The 17,194-nt window shown below is 73.6% G+C and carries 16 protein-coding genes; 10 read left to right on the forward strand and 6 right to left on the reverse strand.

Translation table 11 applies throughout. From position 1 onward, the window contains the following. Positions 1-41 precede the first annotated feature (41 nt). The 3 genes from SY84_RS15365 to SY84_RS15375 all read left to right on the forward strand — a co-directional run bounded on the left by SY84_RS15365 (position 42) and on the right by SY84_RS15375 (position 3,372). Positions 42-1,631 carry an ATP-binding protein gene (locus tag SY84_RS15365; protein ID WP_046844737.1) on the forward strand — a complete coding sequence of 530 codons (1,590 nt, stop codon included), beginning with the start codon at positions 42-44 and terminating at the stop codon, positions 1,629-1,631. Beyond that, the gene (locus SY84_RS15370; protein ID WP_046844738.1) at positions 1,628-2,308 is read left to right on the forward strand and encodes a response regulator; all 681 of its coding nucleotides are present in this window, start codon (positions 1,628-1,630) and stop codon (positions 2,306-2,308) included. The genes SY84_RS15365 and SY84_RS15370 overlap by 4 nt, the downstream gene beginning before the upstream one ends. A gap of 179 nt (positions 2,309-2,487) precedes the next feature. Beyond that, positions 2,488-3,372: a hypothetical protein gene (locus tag SY84_RS15375; RefSeq protein ID WP_046844739.1), complete on the forward strand. Its 885-nt coding sequence runs from the start codon at positions 2,488-2,490 to the stop codon at positions 3,370-3,372. Positions 3,373-3,375: 3 nt separating this feature from the next. On the opposite strand, the gene SY84_RS15380 is transcribed toward SY84_RS15375, so the two are convergent. The 3 genes from SY84_RS15380 to SY84_RS15390 are packed head-to-tail and all read right to left on the reverse strand — an operon-like array spanning position 3,376 to position 5,083. After that, the gene (locus SY84_RS15380; protein WP_046844740.1) at positions 3,376-3,774 is read right to left on the reverse strand and encodes an inorganic pyrophosphatase; all 399 of its coding nucleotides are present in this window, start codon (positions 3,772-3,774) and stop codon (positions 3,376-3,378) included. Beyond that, positions 3,771-4,142, reverse strand: a complete 372-nt coding sequence (locus SY84_RS15385; protein ID WP_229755665.1) for a hypothetical protein — start codon at positions 4,140-4,142, stop codon at positions 3,771-3,773. The genes SY84_RS15380 and SY84_RS15385 overlap by 4 nt, the downstream gene beginning before the upstream one ends. 35 nt (positions 4,143-4,177) lie before the next feature. Then, a complete protein-coding gene (locus SY84_RS15390; protein WP_081424628.1) occupies positions 4,178-5,083 on the reverse strand; it encodes an alpha/beta hydrolase in 906 nt (301 codons plus the stop codon). Between the two features lie 123 nt (positions 5,084-5,206). On the opposite strand from SY84_RS15390, the gene SY84_RS15395 reads away from it, so the two are divergent. After that, complete coding sequence (locus tag SY84_RS15395; protein WP_046844743.1) at positions 5,207-6,691, forward strand: lycopene cyclase family protein; 1,485 nt, start codon at positions 5,207-5,209, stop codon at positions 6,689-6,691. A gap of 73 nt (positions 6,692-6,764) precedes the next feature. Then, a complete protein-coding gene (sdaAB, locus tag SY84_RS15400; RefSeq protein WP_046844744.1) occupies positions 6,765-7,430 on the forward strand; it encodes an L-serine ammonia-lyase, iron-sulfur-dependent subunit beta in 666 nt (221 codons plus the stop codon). Positions 7,431-7,459: 29 nt separating this feature from the next. Here sdaAB and SY84_RS15405 read toward each other — a convergent pair whose 3' ends face one another. From SY84_RS15405 to rsmA, 3 genes are all read right to left on the reverse strand, one after another. Next, complete coding sequence (locus tag SY84_RS15405; protein ID WP_046844745.1) at positions 7,460-8,458, reverse strand: DHH family phosphoesterase; 999 nt, start codon at positions 8,456-8,458, stop codon at positions 7,460-7,462. Between the two features lie 98 nt (positions 8,459-8,556). Then, a complete protein-coding gene (locus SY84_RS15410; protein WP_081424629.1) occupies positions 8,557-9,561 on the reverse strand; it encodes a carbohydrate kinase family protein in 1,005 nt (334 codons plus the stop codon). A gap of 70 nt (positions 9,562-9,631) precedes the next feature. After that, positions 9,632-10,564: a 16S rRNA (adenine(1518)-N(6)/adenine(1519)-N(6))-dimethyltransferase RsmA gene (rsmA, locus tag SY84_RS15415; RefSeq protein ID WP_081424630.1), complete on the reverse strand. Its 933-nt coding sequence runs from the start codon at positions 10,562-10,564 to the stop codon at positions 9,632-9,634. Positions 10,565-10,721: 157 nt separating this feature from the next. Between rsmA and SY84_RS15420 the strand changes: the two genes are divergently transcribed. The 5 genes from SY84_RS15420 to SY84_RS15440 all read left to right on the forward strand — a co-directional run bounded on the left by SY84_RS15420 (position 10,722) and on the right by SY84_RS15440 (position 17,177). Continuing rightward, positions 10,722-11,540 (forward strand): tetratricopeptide repeat protein, encoded by an 819-nt coding sequence (locus tag SY84_RS15420; protein ID WP_046844746.1) that lies wholly within the window; start codon positions 10,722-10,724, stop codon positions 11,538-11,540. Between the two features lie 11 nt (positions 11,541-11,551). Further along, positions 11,552-13,054, forward strand: a complete 1,503-nt coding sequence (locus tag SY84_RS15425) for a bifunctional ADP-dependent NAD(P)H-hydrate dehydratase/NAD(P)H-hydrate epimerase (RefSeq protein ID WP_046844747.1) — start codon at positions 11,552-11,554, stop codon at positions 13,052-13,054. A 47-nt stretch (positions 13,055-13,101) separates the two neighbouring features. Further along, positions 13,102-13,812, forward strand: coding sequence for a DUF4388 domain-containing protein (locus tag SY84_RS15430; protein WP_046844748.1), 711 nt, complete (start codon positions 13,102-13,104; stop codon positions 13,810-13,812). A gap of 86 nt (positions 13,813-13,898) precedes the next feature. After that, positions 13,899-15,572: a glycerol-3-phosphate acyltransferase gene (locus SY84_RS15435; protein WP_046844749.1), complete on the forward strand. Its 1,674-nt coding sequence runs from the start codon at positions 13,899-13,901 to the stop codon at positions 15,570-15,572. A gap of 141 nt (positions 15,573-15,713) precedes the next feature. Further along, entirely contained in the window at positions 15,714-17,177 is a 1,464-nt protein-coding gene (locus SY84_RS15440) for a phospholipase D-like domain-containing protein (RefSeq protein ID WP_046844750.1), read from the forward strand. Positions 17,178-17,194 lie beyond the last annotated feature (17 nt).

Raw genomic sequence — 17,194 nt, forward strand, 5'->3', positions numbered from 1 at the left:
TGTGGGGCGCCGCTCCCTCCTACAATCGGGGGCGAACACCCATGACCCGACGCCGCCCCAACCTCCAGGGCCGACTGGTGCGCCTGCACCTGTTCGTGCTGTGCGGCATGACCGCCCTGCTCGTGGTCGTGCAGACCGCGCAGCTGTACGGCGAGGCCCGCGAGCGCCTGGGCGAGCGCGCCCTGACCGCCAGCCGCATCGTGGCGAAACTGCCCGTGGTCGTGCAGGGTACCGAGCGCGGCGCGCAGAATGCCGCGCTGAACGCCCAGGTGAACGTGCTGCGTGAAGAGGCGGACGCCGACTTCATCGTGGTGGGCAACGCGCGCGGCATCCGGCTGGCGCATCCCGTGCCGGAGCGGCTGGGCAAACCCATGGAGGGCGGCGACAACGCCCAGCCGCTCGCCGGACAGGAGGTCGTGTCGGTCGCGCGCGGCAGCCTGGGCCTGAGCGTGCGCGGCAAGGTACCGGTCTGGGCGGGCGGCGTGCCCGGCAGCCGCGTGGTGGGCGTGGTCAGCACCGGGTACCTCATGCCGCAGGTGTGGCATCTGGTGGGGAGCGCGCTGATCAGCCTGCTGCCGTGGTTCGTGCTGGCGCTGGGCCTGGGCACGGTGGGCGCGGTGTGGGCCGCCCGGCGCCTGCGGGCCGAGATCCTGAACCTGGAACCCGAGCAGATCGCGGCGCTGGCCCGCCAGCAGCGCGCCGTGCTGGCCGCGCTGCGCGAGGGCGTGCTGGCCGTGGACGGCGGCGGCCTCGTGACGCTCAGCAGCGACCGCGCCGTGACCCTGCTGGGCGGCCAGAGTGCCCCGGCGCCCCTGGCGACCCTCTGGCCCGAACTGGCCCTCCTGACCGCCGGGGGAGCGGCGCGCACCCAGAACCTGGAACTGGCCCTGCGGGGCGAGCCGGTCCTCGTGAACCTCGAACCGCTGGAGGGCGGCGGGTTCGTGGCAGGCTTCCGCGACCGCGCCGAGGCCCTGGCCCTGGCGGAGGAACTCACGCACGCGCGCGGCTTCGTGGACGTCCTGCGCGCCCAGACGCACGAGTACCAGAACCGCCTGCACGTCCTGTCCGGCCTGCTCCAGCTCGGGCGGGGCGAGGAGGCCCTGCGCGTCCTGAACGCCGAGATTCACGCCGACGCGCAGTTCCGGCAGCTGCTGCGCGACGTGCAGGTGCCCCGGCTGGTCGCGCTGCTCGTCGGGAAGCGCGAACGCGCCCAGGAACTCGGCATCGACTTCCAGATCACCGAGGGCAGCCACCTGGGCCCCCACTGGGAACGCCACGCCGACACCCTGGTCAGCGCGGTGGGGAACCTCACCGAGAACGCCTTCGAGGCGCTCGCCGGGCAGCCCGGGCTGGTCACCGTCACGCTGGGCGAGGACCCGGACGGCATGCAGGTCGAGGTGGAGGACAGCGGCCCCGGCGTGCCAGCGGCGCTGCACGACACCCTCTTCGACCGGGGCGCGAGCAGCAAGGGCGAGGGCCGCGGCTACGGTCTGCACGGCGTCTACTCGCGCGTGCAGGGCCTGGGCGGCAGCCTGCGCCACACCCGGCGCGGCCCGCTGACCGTCTTCCAGCTGAGCCTCCCGCAGCCCCTTCCGCACCGCCCCGCCGAACCGGCCGAGGTGACCGCATGAACGCCCGAATCCGCGTGCTGCTCGTCGAGGACGACCTGCGCGTCGCCCGCGTCAACCGCGACCTGCTCGAACGCGACCCCGACGTGCACGTCGTCGGCAGCGCCGCCACCTGCGCGCAGGGCGACGCGCTCGCCCAGGCGCTGAAACCCGACCTGATCCTGCTGGACGTGCACCTGCCCGACGGCAGCGGCCTGGGCCTGCTGCGGCACTGGCGCGCGCACGGCCTGACCACCGACGTGGCCCTGATCACCGCCGCCGACGATGAGGCCAGTGTCCGGCTGGCACTCGCGCACGGCGCGTTCGACTACCTGATCAAGCCGTTTACCGGCGCGCGGCTTCAGGAACTGCTCGCCCGGCACCGTACACGCCGCCTCCCGGGGCCCAGCGCGGCCCGCCTGGACCAGGGCCGCCTCGACCGCCTGCTGGGCCACGGCGCCGCCCCACCTGCCGCCCTGCCGCGAGGCATCGACCCGAACACCCTGGAACGTGTGGTGCTGGCCCTGGGTGCCGCGCAGCACGCCGTGACCGCCGAGGAGATCGGCGAGCAGGTCGGCCTGAGTCGCGTGACCGCGTGGCGGTACCTCGAACACCTCGTGCGCAGCGAGCAGGCCACGCTGGAACACCAGTACGGAAACGCCGGGCGGCCCGTGAAGCTCTACCGCGCCCGCACCCCCTGAGACCGCCCCCGGTGGACCGGCGGGCACAAACCGTTCCAACCAGGTGCAGGCGGCAGGAGAGGTGCCCCGCACGGGGTGACCGAATCGACCGGATTCCGACGGACAGGCATCCCCTTCCCGTGACACCGTGACCCGATCCCGAATCGGCCGCGCTGGGCGCCGACTACACTGGTGACCCGATGCGTTCCGCGCTGCCCACCCTGCTCCTCCTGACCGCCTGCGCGCCCACCCTGACGGTCAACGCCGCCGACACCCCACCCATGAACCTGGGCGGCGCCGCGCCGGACGTCGTGATTCTCAGCGTCGCGGGCCGCTGCGGCGTACCGTGCGCCGCGCCGCGCGACAACTGGGCGTACCTCGGATCACGCGGCACCGTGGACCGCGTCGCCCGCGAATTCCAGGCGGCGGGGCTGCGCGTGCAGGCCGCGAACTACGCCAGCAGCCCCACCGAGCGGTTCGTGTCCGCCCTAACCCGCACCGAGCAGCGCGGGTACGCGGCACTGCTGACCGATCTGGACGCCCTGCGCGCCGCGTGGCCGGGCCCGGACGCCCCGAGGATCGTGCTGCTGGGGCACTCGCAGGGCGTCGTGTGGCTGCACCAGCTGACCCGCGACCGGCCCGACGTGCCCTTCGCGGCGCAGATCGACCTGGACGGCATCTGCCTGGGCTGGAAAACCGACTTCGGGCCGCTCGTTCACGCGACGGACCCGTTCTCTCCTCTGAGCGCCTGTGAGCCCATGACCGTTGCCGGGCGGCGCGTGAACGCCAAGGACGTCGTTTGGCCCAATGTGGCGCGCGGCATCGAGGTCCAGAGTAAGCGCCTGCCCAGGCGCGGGGCCGCCACCGGCTTCGCCGTGAACTACCTGTTCGAAGTCGAAGGCAACGTCCGCCTGGACGGCACCACGCGCGCCCTGACCCGCTTCATCTCCCCCCGCGAGGACCACAGCGCCGTCACGTACCCTGCCAGCGACGCGATGACCTGGGTGGCTGGGCAGCTGCGCGCCCTGACGCTCGAGTGGGCGGCGCAGGCCGCCCGGGGTCCGGCCGGAACGGCGTCCCCCTGACCGTCACCCGGGCTGCGCGGCGGCCAGTTCGTCCAGCCACGCCTGCGCGGCGTGGGCGTCCTGCACGGTCGCGCCCCGCTCGGGCGGGAACCACGCCAGCAGCCCCTGAAGGGCCGCGCCCTGCACCGGCCCCACGCTGAAGATCACCTTGTGATCCCCGTCGTGCAGGTGCAGCAGGGCCGCCGGGGCCCCCTCGCGCACCGTGCCGACCGCCAGCGGCTCGCCCAGCCACACGGCGTCCACCTCGGCGTCATCGGCCGGGTTCAGGGTGCCCGGCAGGCAACCGTAATTCACCGGTGCGGGCCGGGCCTCCACCCGCAGCGGCTCCAGGCGGCCGTCGCGCCACACGAAGCGCTCGCGCTGCCCCGCCGTCCACTCCACGACACCGCGCCACGCCCTCACGGCCTGACCTCGTACAGTTCCACCTGCCGCAGCACCGAGCCGCCGAACGACAGGACCGCCCGGTACGCGCCCTTGTCCGGGGCGCGCAGTTCGAAGGTCGCGGCGCGCTGCGCGGCGTCCAGGTACACGCTGTCGGTGCCGATCGCCTGGGTGCCGTTGAACCACGCCACGCTCAGGAACCCCGGCGTGATGGGGCCGTCCACCTGGGCACGCAGCACCAGCCGCTCGCCGTCGCGGGTCAGGGCCGCGCCGGTCACGCGCGCCGGGAGTTCCGGTTCGATCTGCCCGGGAATCAGCGGCACGAAGTTGTAGCGGCAGCCCGCCAGGGCGGGGCACAGCAGCGCGAGCAGGAGCAGGGAACGCCTCACGCCGTTCATGCTACCCGCCCGCGCTGAGAGTGGTTTCAGGGCAGCCGGTGCGCCTCGATGAAATCGATGACGGCCTGGCGGGTGCCGCCCAGGAACGTCAGGGGCCGCGCCATGGCCGCGATGATCGTGATGTGGTTCAATTTCGGCAGCACGGTGCGCGTGACGGGCACGCCCGCGCGCTTCAGGGCCGCTTCCATGTTCAGCGCGTTCTGCGGGTAGACCGTGTCGTCGTTCTCGGCCACGAGCAGCAGGTGGGGTGGCGCGTCGGCGCGCACGTGCCGGTCGGGCATGACCTCGTCCGGGGTGGCGCCCACCGGGAAGGCCTTCGCGCTGGAGAACTGCCGGAAGTCGTACGAGTACGGCCCGGCCACGCCGATCACGCCGCGGATCGCGCTGACCGGCACGTCCGCCTCCGCGAGCCAGCGGGCGTTGTCCACGACCTCCACGGCGTTGAAGCCCCCGGCCGAGTGGCCCATCACGAACACGTTCTGTGGGTTGCCGCCCAGCGCGCCCGCCTTCTCACGCAGGACCTTCAGCGCCTGCGCGGCGTCCTGCACGTACGAGGGATAGCGGTTCGCCGGGGCCAGGCGGTAACTCATGACCGCCGTGACGTACCCGGCGCGCGCCAGGGACTCCCCGACGAACTTGTGGCCGTCCTTGTCGCCGCTTTCCCACGAGCCGCCGTGGATGAACAGCACCACCGGGGCGCTGCGGGCGTTCTGCGGGGCGTACACGTCCATGACGTTGCGGACGTCCGGGCCGTAGCGGACGTCACTCGTCACGTTCAGGCCGGCGGTGGACACCACGCGGTTCAGGGTGCCCTGCGCGCCGTCGCGGGAGCAGGCGGCCAGCGCCGTCATGAGGAGCAGGGCGCCGGCCCCCAGCAGCGCGGCGCGCGGCATGCGGGAACGGCGGGACGGGGCGGGCGAGGTTCGGGTCATGCGCCCACCCTAGAGTCCCGGCGCCCGGGTGGGTAGCGCGGAGCGCCACAGTCCAGACTTGACCGGCCGTTCATGGACGCGCGGCTACACTCCCCGCCCGCACGCGCACGCTACCCTGCGCGCATGCCCGCCCCCACCGAGCCCGCGCACACCGACGCCCTGATCGTCGGCGCCGGGCCCGCCGCGCTGGCCCTGGCCGCCGGGTTGCGCGCCCGGCACCTGAGCGTCCGGATCGTGGCGCCGCACGCGCCGCAGGCGTTCCCCGCCACGTACGGCGCATGGCTGGACGACCTGCCCGGCTGGGCGCGGGCCTGCGCCGCGCACGTATGGACGGACGTGCGGGTGTACACCGGCCCGCAGCCCACGCCGCTGCTGCGGCCCTACGCCCTGCTGGACAACACCCGCTTCCTGCACGCGCTGCTGGACCGCGCCGGCCCCCTCACCTGGACCGTGGGAACCGTCACGCACGCCGCGCCCGGCCCGGACGGCTGGACCGTGCACACCCGCGAGGGGAAGGACCTGACCGCCCGCTTCGTGGTGGACGCCGCCGGGCACGCAGGCAGCCTGCGCCGCCCCCGGCATCCGGGCGGCGCGGCCCTGCAGACCGCGTACGGCCTGACCGCGCGGTTCGAGCGGCCCCCCAGTGCGCCCGGTGCGATGGTCTGGATGGACTACCGCGCCCCGCACGGCCCGGGCGAGACCCCCACCTTCCTGTACGCCATGCACCTGGGCGGCGACACGTACTTCGTGGAGGAGACCAGCCTGATCGCCCGCCCCGCCCCCACCCGCGCGGCCCTGCGCGTGCGGCTGCACGAGCGCCTGCGCGCCCAGGGCACCCCGCCCGGCGAGATCCTGCACGAGGAATGGGTGGCGTTCCCCATGAACGCGGACGCCCCCGACCCGCACGGGCCGCTGGCCTTTGGCGCCGCCGGGGGCATGGTGCACCCCATCAGTGGCTTTCAGGTGGCGGGCGCCCTGCGCGCCGCGCCCCTGGTGGCCCGCGCCGCGGCGGGCGCCCTGCACACCGGGCGTGACCCGCACGCGGCGGCCTGGGCGGCCCTGTGGCCCCCCGAACGCCGCGCCGCGCGCGAGGTTCACCTGCTGGGCGTGCAGGCCCTGCTGACCCTGCCCCCGGATCAGCTCGCACCGTTCTTCCGGGCGTTCTTCGCGCTGCCGCCCGCCGCGTGGCACGCGTTCCTCGACCCGGACACGCCGCCGGGCGCACTGGCCCGCACGATGCTGCGCCTCTTCACGGCGCTGCCGAACCGCACCCGGCTGCCGCTGGCCCGCGCGGCCCTCGCGACGCCAGGGGTCAGTGGGCGCGCGCTGCGCTCGGCCATGAACGCCCCTACAGCCTCCGCCCATCCGGGCCCGGTCCCGGCGCGGCAGGCTGGAGGCATGAGCGACGATACCCGCACCGACCATGACACGCCGACCGAGAACGCCGTCCTGAACCACGAGGACCTGAACCAGACCGGGACGATCGAGAGCGGCATGCAGGGCGCCACCGGCAACGCCGACGCGAACGGCCTCGACCCCGACGTGGACCTCGGCGAACGCGTGGAGGAACTCCGCGAGAACCTCCGCCCGCTGACCGAACAGCAGTAAACCTGCTCGCGGAATCAGGGGGGTGGCCAGCAGTCGGGGCCGCCCCCCGGTGCGGCGCCCCTATACTCGCCGCATGTCCCTCCTCGACATGATCGGGCCCGTCATGATCGGCCCCAGCAGCAGCCACACCGCCGGGGCCTGCCGCCTGGGGCTGGTCGCGCACCACCTGCTGGGCGAACCGCCCCGCGCGGCCCGCATCGGCCTGCACGCCTCGTTCGCGAAGACCGGGCGCGGGCACGGCACGCATCTGGCACTGATCGCGGGCCTGCTGGGCATGCGGCCCGACGATCAGCGCCTGCCCGCCGCGTTCGAGGAAGCGCAGGCGCAGGGCCTGACCTTCGAGTTCCACGACGCGGACCTGGGCGACGTGCACCCCAACACCGCGCTGATCGAGGTGAGCGGCGACTCGCAGCGGGTCACGGTGCAGGGCAGCAGCACGGGCGGCGGCGTGATCCTCGTCACGCACGTGCAGGGCCTGGGTGTGAACTTCAGCGGCGCGAGCCCCACCCTGGTCCTGCGCTACACCGACGCGGTCGGGATGATCGCCCGCATCGCCACGACCATCGCGGCGGACGGCGTGAACATCGCCACGCTGACCTGCACCCGCCAGACGCGCGGCGGTCAGGCGCTGCTGGCGGTGGAACTCGACCAGCCCCTGAGCCCCGAGGCGCAGGCGTTCCTGGCCCGCTGGGCGGACGTGAACTGGCTGCGGATGCTGCCCAAACTCATGGACGGCTGACCCGGGGGGCTCAGCCGTCCTGGCCCCAATCAGCGGCTGGCGTCCACCCGCGCGAGTTCCGCCGTGATCGCCGCGTCCAGCTGAGGGAACACCTCCGGCCACGGCTGGTTCAGGCTGGCCCCGGCGGCAGGCACGTGCCCGCCGCCGCCGAGCGTCACGGCGATGTTCTGCGCGCTGACGCCCGCGCGGGAGCGCAGGGACAGCTTCACGCGCTCCCCGAAGTCCTTGACCATCACGGCCAGCTGCGAACCCTCGGCATTGCGGAGCATGCCCACGTAATTCTCGACGTCCTCCCAGGCCGACCCGGCGCGCTCCAGCATCGCCTCGTCCACCCGGGCGAGCACCACGCGCCCGCCGTGCAGGAATTCCAGGCTGCCCAGCACCTCGCGCAGCAGCGTGTAGTACGTGCGGGGATTCTGGCCCAGCTGGTCACTGATCCAGCCCAGGCGGGCGCCCGCCTCGCGCAGCCGCGCGGCAGTGCGGAACGCGCCGGGCGTGACCGAATCGAACCGGAACGAGCCGGTGTCCGTCACGAGACCCAGCATCAGCGGCGTGGCGATCTCCTCGGTCCACTCGGCGCCCAGCAGGTCGATCAGGTCCGCGACCATCACGGCCGCCGCCGGTTGCGAGGGGTCCACGGCGTGCGCGTCGGCGCGCCGGGCGTTCGTGCCGTGGTGGTCCACGTTCACGACCGGACCGGTGAACACGCTCAGGTCCGCGCCGCCCACCCGGACGTGATCGTTGTTGTCCACGTCCAGCACGGCCGCCAGCGCCCCGGCGGGCCACTCGGTCAGGCGCCCCCCTTCGGCCAGTTCGCCGGGGCGGGGCATGAACGCCAGGAAGCGCGGGACCTGCATGGGCGCGATCACCTCGCGGCCCAGGCTGCGCAGCGCGCGCGTCAGGCCGAGCACGCTGCCCAGCGCGTCCCCGTCCGGATTCTCGTGCGAGAGGACCACGATCGGTCCGGAGTGGTCCAGCAGGGCGCGGGCGACCGCCGCGAGGTCAGAGGTGGGGGAGAGGTCCGTCATCCCTCAACTATAGGTGGCGCAGGCGATCCTGGCCGCCGCGAGGCCAGAGAAGCGCGCCACCCGGGCGGCTCTCGGGTGGCGCGGCGGGGGCATGCGGATCAGCTCGCGGGGGTCTTGCGGCTGCGGGTGGTCTTTGCGGGCGCTGGCGCCGGAGCGGGCGCCACTGCGGCGAGTTCCGGCACGATCGCCGAGAGGTCCTCGTGCGTGATCGGGCGTTCCTGCGCGCCGAACCCGGTCGCGGCCAGCGCCCCGGCGGCGTTCGCGGCGCGCGCCGCCCCGCCGATCCCCGCCCCGGCCAGGATCGCGTGCGCGAACACCGCCGTGAAGGTGTCCCCGGCACCCGTGGAATCCACGACCTTCCCGGCGGGCCGGTAGGCGTCCACGAGTTCGGTGTCCTCGGGCGTCCAGGTGATCGAGCCCATCTTGCCGACCTTCACCACGACCCGCCGCGCGCCCGCCTTGCCCAGCTGCGCGAGCGCCGCGCTGATCGAACTCGTGCCGGTCAGCGCCTGAAGTTCGTGCTGGTTGAGCATCAGGTAATCCGCGCCCACCACGTCGTTCAGCAGGGAGGTACCGGCCTTGTTCACCGCGCCGGTGCCCAGGTCGATGAACACGGGCACCGGGGTCTTCGCGCCGCGCGCCGCCTCGATGGCCGCGAGGCTGTACTCCCGCTGCGGTCCCTCGGTCAGGGCGTACGCATTGATGATCAGCGCGTCGGCGGCCTCGACGTCCTTCTTCCTGAACCCGGCGGGGTCCAGCTGGCGGTTGGCGGCCCCGTCGCTGATCATGGCGCGCTCGCCGTCCCTGGTCTGCATGACCGTGATGGTGCTCGTGATGAGGGCCGCGTCGCGCTGGATGGCGGCCTCGCTGACGCCGCTCTCGCGCACGCGGCTCAGGGCGTACTCCGCGAAGGGGTCGTCCCCGACGCGCGCGGCGAGGGTCACGGCGTGCCCCAGTCGGGCCAGGGTGACGCTCATGGTGCCGCCGGCCCCGCCGGGTTTCATGCTGGCCTGCTGCGGCGTGACTTCCTCGCCGGGTTCCGGCAGGCGTTCGAGGTGGTAGAGGTGATCGACGGTCACGTCACCGATGATGTAGAACTTCACAGAGACTTCCTCCGGGGTGCCGGTCGCGGCGGCCCTGAATGTTGACTGGGGGGGTGATTCTTGCTCGCGGTTACCGTATCACGCCCAGTTTGACGGCCATGTCACGCAGGTCACCCAGGGACACGTCCTCGGCGCGCACGTCCGCGCGCAGGCCGACCGCCTCCAGCGCCGCGTCGATCGCCTCGCCGTCCATGCCGGTCAGGCGCAGGTTGTTGCGCAGCGTCTTGCGGCGGTGGTGCAGCGCCGTCTCCACGAACGACAGGAATTCCTGCTCGGGCGCCGGGCGGCTGCGGTCGAAGTCCAGGCGGATCACGGCGCTCGTGACGTCCGGGGCGGGCAGGAACGCGCCCTTGGGCACGTCCCGCACGTGCTGCACGCTGCCGTACAGCGCGGCAATGGCGCTCAGGAAACCGTAGTTCTCCTCGCCGGGCCGCGCGGCGAGGCGCTGCCCGACCTCCTTCTGCACGAGCACCGTCGCGGACACGATCCCCGGCGCGCGCATGAAGCGCGACAGCAGCAGCCCCGTGATGTAGTACGGCAGGTTCGCGATCACCCGCGTGCCCGCAGGCAGCGTGGCGTAGTCGAAGTCCAGCGCGTCGCCCCACACGACCTGCACGTCCAGGCCGTCCAGCGTCTCGGCCAGCACGGGCCGCAGCCGCTCGTCCTTTTCCAGCGTCGTGACCTGCGCGCCCCGGGACGCGATCTCGCGCGTCAGGACGCCCAAGCCCGGGCCGATCTCCAGCACGGGCACGCCGGGCGCGGCGCCGCCCGCCTCGGCGATGGCGCGCAGGATGTTCCCGTCGATCAGGAAGTTCTGCCCGAGGCTCTTGGTGGGTTTCAGGCCGTGCCGGTCGAGCAGGTCCCGCACGCGCGCCGGGGAGTACAGCGGCGAGGCGCTCAGGTCCCGCTCCTCGTGGTCGGCGGCGAGGCGGCGGTCGGGGCCGCGCCGGTCGGACGGGCGGCGGTCGGCGGTGCGGGCGGGTCTGCGGGAGTCTCTGGGCATGTGGGGACGGCCCTCCGGGGCCAGGAAGTGAGGGGCAGCGTGTGGGCGGGACAACGGTGAGCGCCGCTGTGGGCGCGCCGGGAACACGTCAGTATACTCACGGGGTGAGTTTCCGTTCCGGGCTGTTCCCCTGCCGCGCTCCCCACCGAGGCACGCCGTGACCGCCGGTACGCCGCCCGCCCCACCGGCCGCCCCGGCCACGCTGGGCGACCTGATCCGCGCCGGGGAGTGGCGCCGCGCCGCCGCGACCGCCAACGTGCTGGGCGAGAGTGCCGACCTCGTGGACGCCCTGCAGACGCTGCGGGTCGTGCAGGACGAGATCCGCGCCCGCCGGTACCCCGCCGCGCGCCAGCAGCTCGCCGCGTACCGCGAGGCGGCCGGCACGCTCACGCATCCGCTGGCGGGTGACCTGCGCCTGTACGTCCACCCCGATGAGGTCTCGCGGGCCCTTGACGCGCTGGAGGCGCAGCGCCGCACGGACGACCCGGCCGCATTGCGCGCGGCGCTGGAGGGTGCGCTGGCGCAGCCCCTGACCCGCGCCGAGGCGCTGAACGCCCTGGGCGTCCTGCACGCCATGCTGGGCGACGAGGCGCAGGCCCGCGAGGCCCTGACCGCCGCGCGCGAGGCCGACCCGGGGCACTACCGCGCCCTGACGAACCTGGGCAACCTGGACATGGAGGCCGGACGCTTCGCCGAGGCCGAGGCGATCTACCGCGAGGTGCTGACCCTGGCCCCCGAGTACGACGGCGGGCACCACAACCTCGGGGTGGCGGTGCGCCGCCAGGGTCGCGTGGCGGAGGGCGTGCGGCACATCCGCCAGGGCCAGCGGCTGTCCATGAAACGCTCCCGCGAGGACACCCGCGCCGAGGCGAAGGAGCAGCTGAGCCGCACGCCGGGCCTGAAGTACCTGCGCTTTCTGCTGCTCGCCGCCGCCGCGCTGATCATCTTCCTGGCGCTGCGCGGCGCGGGCGGCTGAGCGGTCCGCCCATGAGCGCCGCGGTCCTCACCCCGGACGCTGTGCGCGCCATCGACGGGCGCCTGGAGCGCGCGGGCCTGCTCGACCCGGCCATGGAGATTGCCGGGCTGGCCGTCGCGCGGGCCGTGCAGGAACGCTGGCCGTCCGGGCGGGTGCTGCTGCTCGCGGGCGGCGGCGCGAACGGCGGGGACGCGCTGGTCGCCGCGCGCCACCTGCTCGCCGCGGGGCGGGAGGTGACGGTCCTGGCCCGCCCCGCCACGCACCCCCTGACCCGCCTGAACCGCCGCCGCCTGCGCGCGGTGGGCGGCGAGGTCCGGCCCCTGACCCCGGCCACGTTGGGCCGCGCCGCGCGGGACGCCGCCGTGCTCGTGGATGGCCTGCTCGGCACCGGCTTCCGGCCCCCCCTGCGGGACGACCTCGCCCGCGTGATCGGCGCGCTGAACGCCGCCCGGACGCGCGACCTGAACGTGCTCGCCATCGACCTGCCCAGCGGCCTGGACGCCACGCGCGCCGACGTTCCCGGCGCGGCGGTGCACGCCGACGTCACCGTCACGTTCATCGGCCCGAAACCCGCCCAGCTGTTCGGGGACGCCGCCGCGCAGTGCGGCGAGGTGCGGACTGTCCCCCTGCCCGTCCCCGCTGCGTGGATTCAGGACGTGCAGGTCGCCGCTCGCCCGGACGACGCCACCCTGGGCGCGCTGCTGCCGGTCCGGACCGCGTCGGCGCACAAGGGCACGGCCGGGCGCGTCTGGATCGTCGGCGGGCACCCGGGCACGGTCGGCGCGCCCGCCCTGGCCGGACTGGGCGCGCTGCGCGCTGGGGCGGGACTCGTCACGGTCCACTCCGCGGCGGACGTGCCGCTCGTGACGCCGGAACTCATGGCGCAGCGTCACGCCGACCTGCGCACCTTCCTGACCAGCACGGGCCTGACCGGCACGGGCGCGCGCCCGGACGCCGTCGCGATCGGCATGGGCCTGGGACCCGAAGCCCCGGCGCTGGCGCGCGAGGTGCTGGACTGGGAGATCCCCACCGTGCTCGATGCCGACGCCCTCCAGCCCGACCTGTGCGGGTACGGGCACGACCGCTGCGTGTGGACCCCGCACCCCGGTGAGGCTGCCCGCGTGCTGGGCGTCCCCACCCCCGAGGTCACCCGCGACCCGCTGTCCGCGGCCCGCGCCCTCCAGGACCGCCTGGGTGGCGTGGTCGTCCTGAAGGGCGGCCCCAGCGTCGTCGCGCGCGCGGGTGACCTGAGCGTCGCGCGTGGGGGTCACCCGGGCATGGCGAGCGCCGGCATGGGCGACACCCTCTGCGGCATCCTCGCGGCGCTGCTCGCGCAGGGCCTGGACCCCTGGGACGCCGCGCGCGCTGGGGTGCGCCTGCACGCCCGCGCCGGAGAGATCGCCGCTGTCCGCTTCGGCTACGGCCTGGGCGCCACCGATGTCGCGCACGACCTGGGCCGAGCCTGGGCCGACCTGCGTGCGGCGCCCCTGACGGGTGTATATGCCGGTGTGTGAATCTCCGCACCGGGCGCTGACACCAAGGTGATACGGTGACCGCATCCATGCAAGGTCTGCTCAGCGATGTGCCCCTGATGGGCGTCCTGGAACTCATCCACACCACCCGGCAGACGGGCGTCCTCGACGTGCAGTCCGACGTGCCGTTCACGGTCGCGTTCATGAACGGCGAGGTCATCTCCGGGGGTATCCTCGACTGGATGGGCACCGAGGCCATCCAGGCCAGCCCGATCCTCGCGGAATCCGGCACGTTCCGCTTCGAGCCGCGCGGCGTGACCGGCGCGCCGCTGGCCCCTTACGGGCACTTCTCGACCGACTGGGCCCGCATCAGCGACGAGTGGGATCAGGTGTGCGCCGTGATCGGCAGTCCCAGTCAGGTGTTCCAGGGCCGCGTGCCGCTGTTCGACGAGCCCACGGGCCGCTCGATCCGCGCGGTGGCGCGCGAGGTGGACCTCCCGCTGTTCGAGGTCGCGCAGACCGTCGTGCAGGCCGTCCGCGAGGGCAAACTCACCCCGACGGGCCGCTTCGAGTGGGCGCGGTTGAAACTGCAGCCGGCCGGTCAGCGGGCCGCGCTGCACCCGGTCGCGCGCCTGCTGGACGGCTCACGCACGCTGAACGACGCCGTCGAGTCCGGCAGCAGCGTCACCGACGTCCGCGAGTACCTGCTGGGCGAACTGCGCCTGGGTCTGCGTTTCGCGGGCAGCGGCTGGGTCATGCGGGACCTCGTGTGGGAACACCGGCACCTGCCCCCTGCCTGAGCGAGCCCACCTGACAGCGTGAACGGAGTGGCCGCCTGACCCTGCGGCCAGCGGAAAGGTGGGCCCGGTGCCGTAGAATGCCCGGCATGCTGTTTCTCTCGGCCCTGCTGCTGATCGTGGCGTTCCTGACGGGCAGCGCGCCGCTCGGGCACGCCGTCCTGTCCCGCGCGGGCGTGAACGTCCGCGTCAACAACCCGCACAACCTGGGCGTCGAGAACGTCCTGTACCGCGTCGGCCCGCAGCTGGCGGCCGTCACGGCCCTGCTGGACGCCGCCAAGGGCCTCCTGGCGGTGCTGATGGCCGCCAGCCTGGGCCAGCCGGAGGTGACGGTCATGGCCGCGCTCGCCGCGTACCTGGGGCACCTGAACCCGCCGCGCGCGCTCTACGGGGACACGCCGCCGCGCGGGCGGGGCAACCTCGTGCTGCTGGGCGTGCTGGCCGGACTGGCCGTCACGGGCGCGCTGCCACTGTGGGTGTGCGCGCTGCCCGTCCTGGTGTACGCCGCCGTGGCCGGATTCTTCGGGTTCGTGAGCGCCGCGACCCTGGCGGGCCTGCTGGCGTTCACGCTGGCGGTCGCCACCCTGCCGCTGGGCCCCGCGGCGAAACTGGCCGCGCTGGGCCTGCTCGTCGCCGCGACGTGGCGCTTCAAGGAGAACATCGGCCGGATGCTCGACGGGACCGAACCGCGCCTGGGCGAGGCCGTGCCCCTGGCCGGGCGGCGCAGTGACGAGGTCGTCGCGGCGTTCATGATCCACCCCATGAACCTGGAGAACTTCTGGAGTGCGCGGCGTTTCGCGTGGCTGCGGCCCCTGGTGGAAAAGGGCATCGTCAGCGAGCGCAGCGTGCGCCAGATGGCCGACAGCCTGCGCCCCATGAAGATCGGGGAACTGCACGGCATCCGCACCGTGGACGGCAAGAGCATCCGCTGCTACCTGCTGTCCAGCCCGCTGCTGCCCGACGTGTTCCGCGACAACCCGGACCTCGCCACCCGCCGCGCCATCGAGGGCGCGCGCCTCGCGCAGGAACTCGGCGCGGAGGTCTTCGGTCTGGGCGCGTTCTGGAGTGTCGTGGGCAACAAGGGCATCGACGTGCAGGCCGCGGTGCCGGAACTGACCATCACGAACGGCGGGGCGTACACGTCCGGCACCATCAAGGCCGCCATTCCCGGCATCCTGGAGCACTTCGCCGCCGAGGGCCGCGACCTGAAGCACGCGACCGCCGCCGTGGTCGGCGCGAACGGCGTGGTGGCGTTCGGCATTGCGCGGACCATCGCGCCGCAGGTGGCGAAACTGATCATGATCGGCCGCGACGCCGAGCGGCTCGAACGCACCGCCGCCACCCTGCGCCGCGCCGCGAAGGACACCGAAATCATCGCCACCACCAGCTACGACACCCTGAAAGACGCCGACCTGATCTTCACGGCCACCAGCGACCCGAACCCCGTGATCTTCCCGCAGCACGTCAAGCCCGGCGCGTGGATCTTCGACGAGGGCCGCCCCGCCGACGTGGACGAGAGCGTGCAGGCCATTCCCGGCGTGCGCGTCATCCCCGGCGGCGTCGTGCGGCCCCCCGGCGGCATGACGAGCAACATCGACCTGCAGTTCGGAGAGGGCCAGGTGCCCGCTTGCCTCGCCGAGACGCTGATCATCGCCGCGACCGGCGAGCACCACCGCAAGAGCCTCGGTCAGCAGACCCTCACGGAGAACATCAACTTCTTCGTCGATCAGGCCGAGAAACTGGGCTTCCAGGTCGTGGACTGACCCCCCTTCAACGGGTTCAGCGGGGCGCGCGGTGACGGCGCCCCTCCGTCTGGTCTGGGGCGGGTCTCTCAAGGGTCTGTTCAGGTCTCTCATGCAGATGCGCTGGTGGTCACGGCGTGCGGGCACTAGCCTGCCGGGCAGATGCGCGCCGTCCTCCTGCTCCTTGCCCTGTTGTTGCCTGCCGGGGCGCACGCGGCGCGCCTCCCGCTGTTCCTCGGCCCGGCCGCGCCGCCCGTCACGCCCGCGCCGCAGGTGTGCGCCCCGCCGGACGCGCCACTGGAACGGGTGCTGTGGACCCTGGACCGCGCCCGGGGCGGCCCGGACCTGAGCTGCGGGAACGAGGTGCTGGGTTTCGTCCGCACGCCCCGCGACCTGGACAGCCCGCAGGACGCCTATCAGGTACTTGCTGACGAGATGCAGGCCGCGCGCGCCGAGGTGCTGCTGACCAGCATGGAATGGGAGAGCGACCCCGGACGGCCCGGCGCCGTGTTCGTGCAGGCCTCCCGCGACCTGTACCGCCGCGTGCAGGCCGACCCCGCCGCGTACCCGCAGGGCATGACCGTCCGCGTGCTGCTGGGTAACTACCCGCAGCTGAGCGACCCGGCGGGCACCGCCCAGGTGCTGGGGCTCGCCCGCGCCCTGCGGCAGGCGGGCGTGCCCCTGAGAGATGCCCGCGTGGGCTGGACGGTCACGCTGCTGAACTACGCGTACCTGCCGCACAGTCACGTGAAGCTTCACGTGATCGACGGCCAGGCCCTGACGGTCAGCGGCTACAACTTCACCGGGTGGCACCTGCCGCTGGGTGGATCCGGGGGGCTGGCCCTGCACGACACCGGTCTGCGGGTGCGTGGCCCGGCCGCGCAGGAGGGCGTGGCGGCCTTCGACGATCTGTGGCGGCACAGTGACGAGCTGCGCTGCCCGGACGACGTGGCTCCTGGGGACGTGGCCGCGCGCTGCACCCTGGTCGCGCCGCAGCCGCCGTCACACCCGGGCCTGGCGGCCCGAGCGGTCACGGCCGGACCGGACCGGGCTTTCCTGCTGTACCGCCGCACCGCCGGGGAAGACTTCGCAGACCGCGCGCACCTCGCCCTGATCGGTGCGGCGCGGCAGAGCATCGACCTGATGCAGGCGGACTTCAGCCCGGGGCTGGACTGCTGGTTCGGGTACCTGAACCCCGACTCCTGCACCCTGGACCGGCTGCCGGTCTACTTCCCGGCGCTGCTGGCCGCGATGGAGCGCGGCGTGCACGTGCGGCTACTGGTCGTGGATTACGGCTTCGGGCGACCAGCCAACCGCACCGGCGTGGCCCTGATGCGACGTGAACTGCGCCGCCGTGGGCTGGACGACCGCTTCGAGGCGCGTTACAGCACCTTCAGGTTGCACAGCAAGGTCATGACCGTGGATCACGCGCTGGTCGTGGCGGGCAGCATGAACTTCCACTTCAGCGCGTGGGGCAGCGCCGGACTGGCCGAGGCGGCCCTGGCGACCGGAAACGTGAACGCCGTGGCGGCGCAGCAGCGCAGTTTCGAGAAGGCCTGGACGACCAGCAGTGTTGCGGTGCCGGCCGAGTCCTGGCTGGCCCGGATCACCCGCACGGCCCCCTGAGGCCCGATGGCATCGGT

The organism is Deinococcus soli (ex Cha et al. 2016) (genome assembly GCF_001007995.1).
In the GTDB taxonomy this organism is placed as follows: Bacteria; Deinococcota; Deinococci; order Deinococcales; family Deinococcaceae; genus Deinococcus; species Deinococcus soli.

What these genes read in the sequence shown, in the direction of transcription:
- SY84_RS15425 (WP_046844747.1), top strand. Translation starts at nt 11,552, where the DNA reads ATGAGCGCCGCGGTCCTCACCCCGGACGCTGTGCGCGCCATCGACGGG.
- SY84_RS15370 (WP_046844738.1), top strand. Translation starts at nt 1,628, where the DNA reads ATGAACGCCCGAATCCGCGTGCTGCTCGTCGAGGACGACCTGCGCGTC.
- SY84_RS15435 (WP_046844749.1), top strand. Translation starts at nt 13,899, where the DNA reads ATGCTGTTTCTCTCGGCCCTGCTGCTGATCGTGGCGTTCCTGACGGGC.
- sdaAB (WP_046844744.1), top strand. Translation starts at nt 6,765, where the DNA reads ATGTCCCTCCTCGACATGATCGGGCCCGTCATGATCGGCCCCAGCAGC.
- SY84_RS15440 (WP_046844750.1), top strand. Translation starts at nt 15,714, where the DNA reads ATGCGCGCCGTCCTCCTGCTCCTTGCCCTGTTGTTGCCTGCCGGGGCG.
- SY84_RS15405 (WP_046844745.1), bottom strand. Translation starts at nt 8,458, where the DNA reads ATGACGGACCTCTCCCCCACCTCTGACCTCGCGGCGGTCGCCCGCGCC.
- SY84_RS15365 (WP_046844737.1), top strand. Translation starts at nt 42, where the DNA reads ATGACCCGACGCCGCCCCAACCTCCAGGGCCGACTGGTGCGCCTGCAC.
- SY84_RS15430 (WP_046844748.1), top strand. Translation starts at nt 13,102, where the DNA reads ATGCAAGGTCTGCTCAGCGATGTGCCCCTGATGGGCGTCCTGGAACTC.
- SY84_RS15375 (WP_046844739.1), top strand. Translation starts at nt 2,488, where the DNA reads ATGCGTTCCGCGCTGCCCACCCTGCTCCTCCTGACCGCCTGCGCGCCC.
- SY84_RS15395 (WP_046844743.1), top strand. Translation starts at nt 5,207, where the DNA reads ATGCCCGCCCCCACCGAGCCCGCGCACACCGACGCCCTGATCGTCGGC.
- rsmA (WP_081424630.1), bottom strand. Translation starts at nt 10,564, where the DNA reads ATGCCCAGAGACTCCCGCAGACCCGCCCGCACCGCCGACCGCCGCCCG.
- SY84_RS15390 (WP_081424628.1), bottom strand. Translation starts at nt 5,083, where the DNA reads ATGACCCGAACCTCGCCCGCCCCGTCCCGCCGTTCCCGCATGCCGCGC.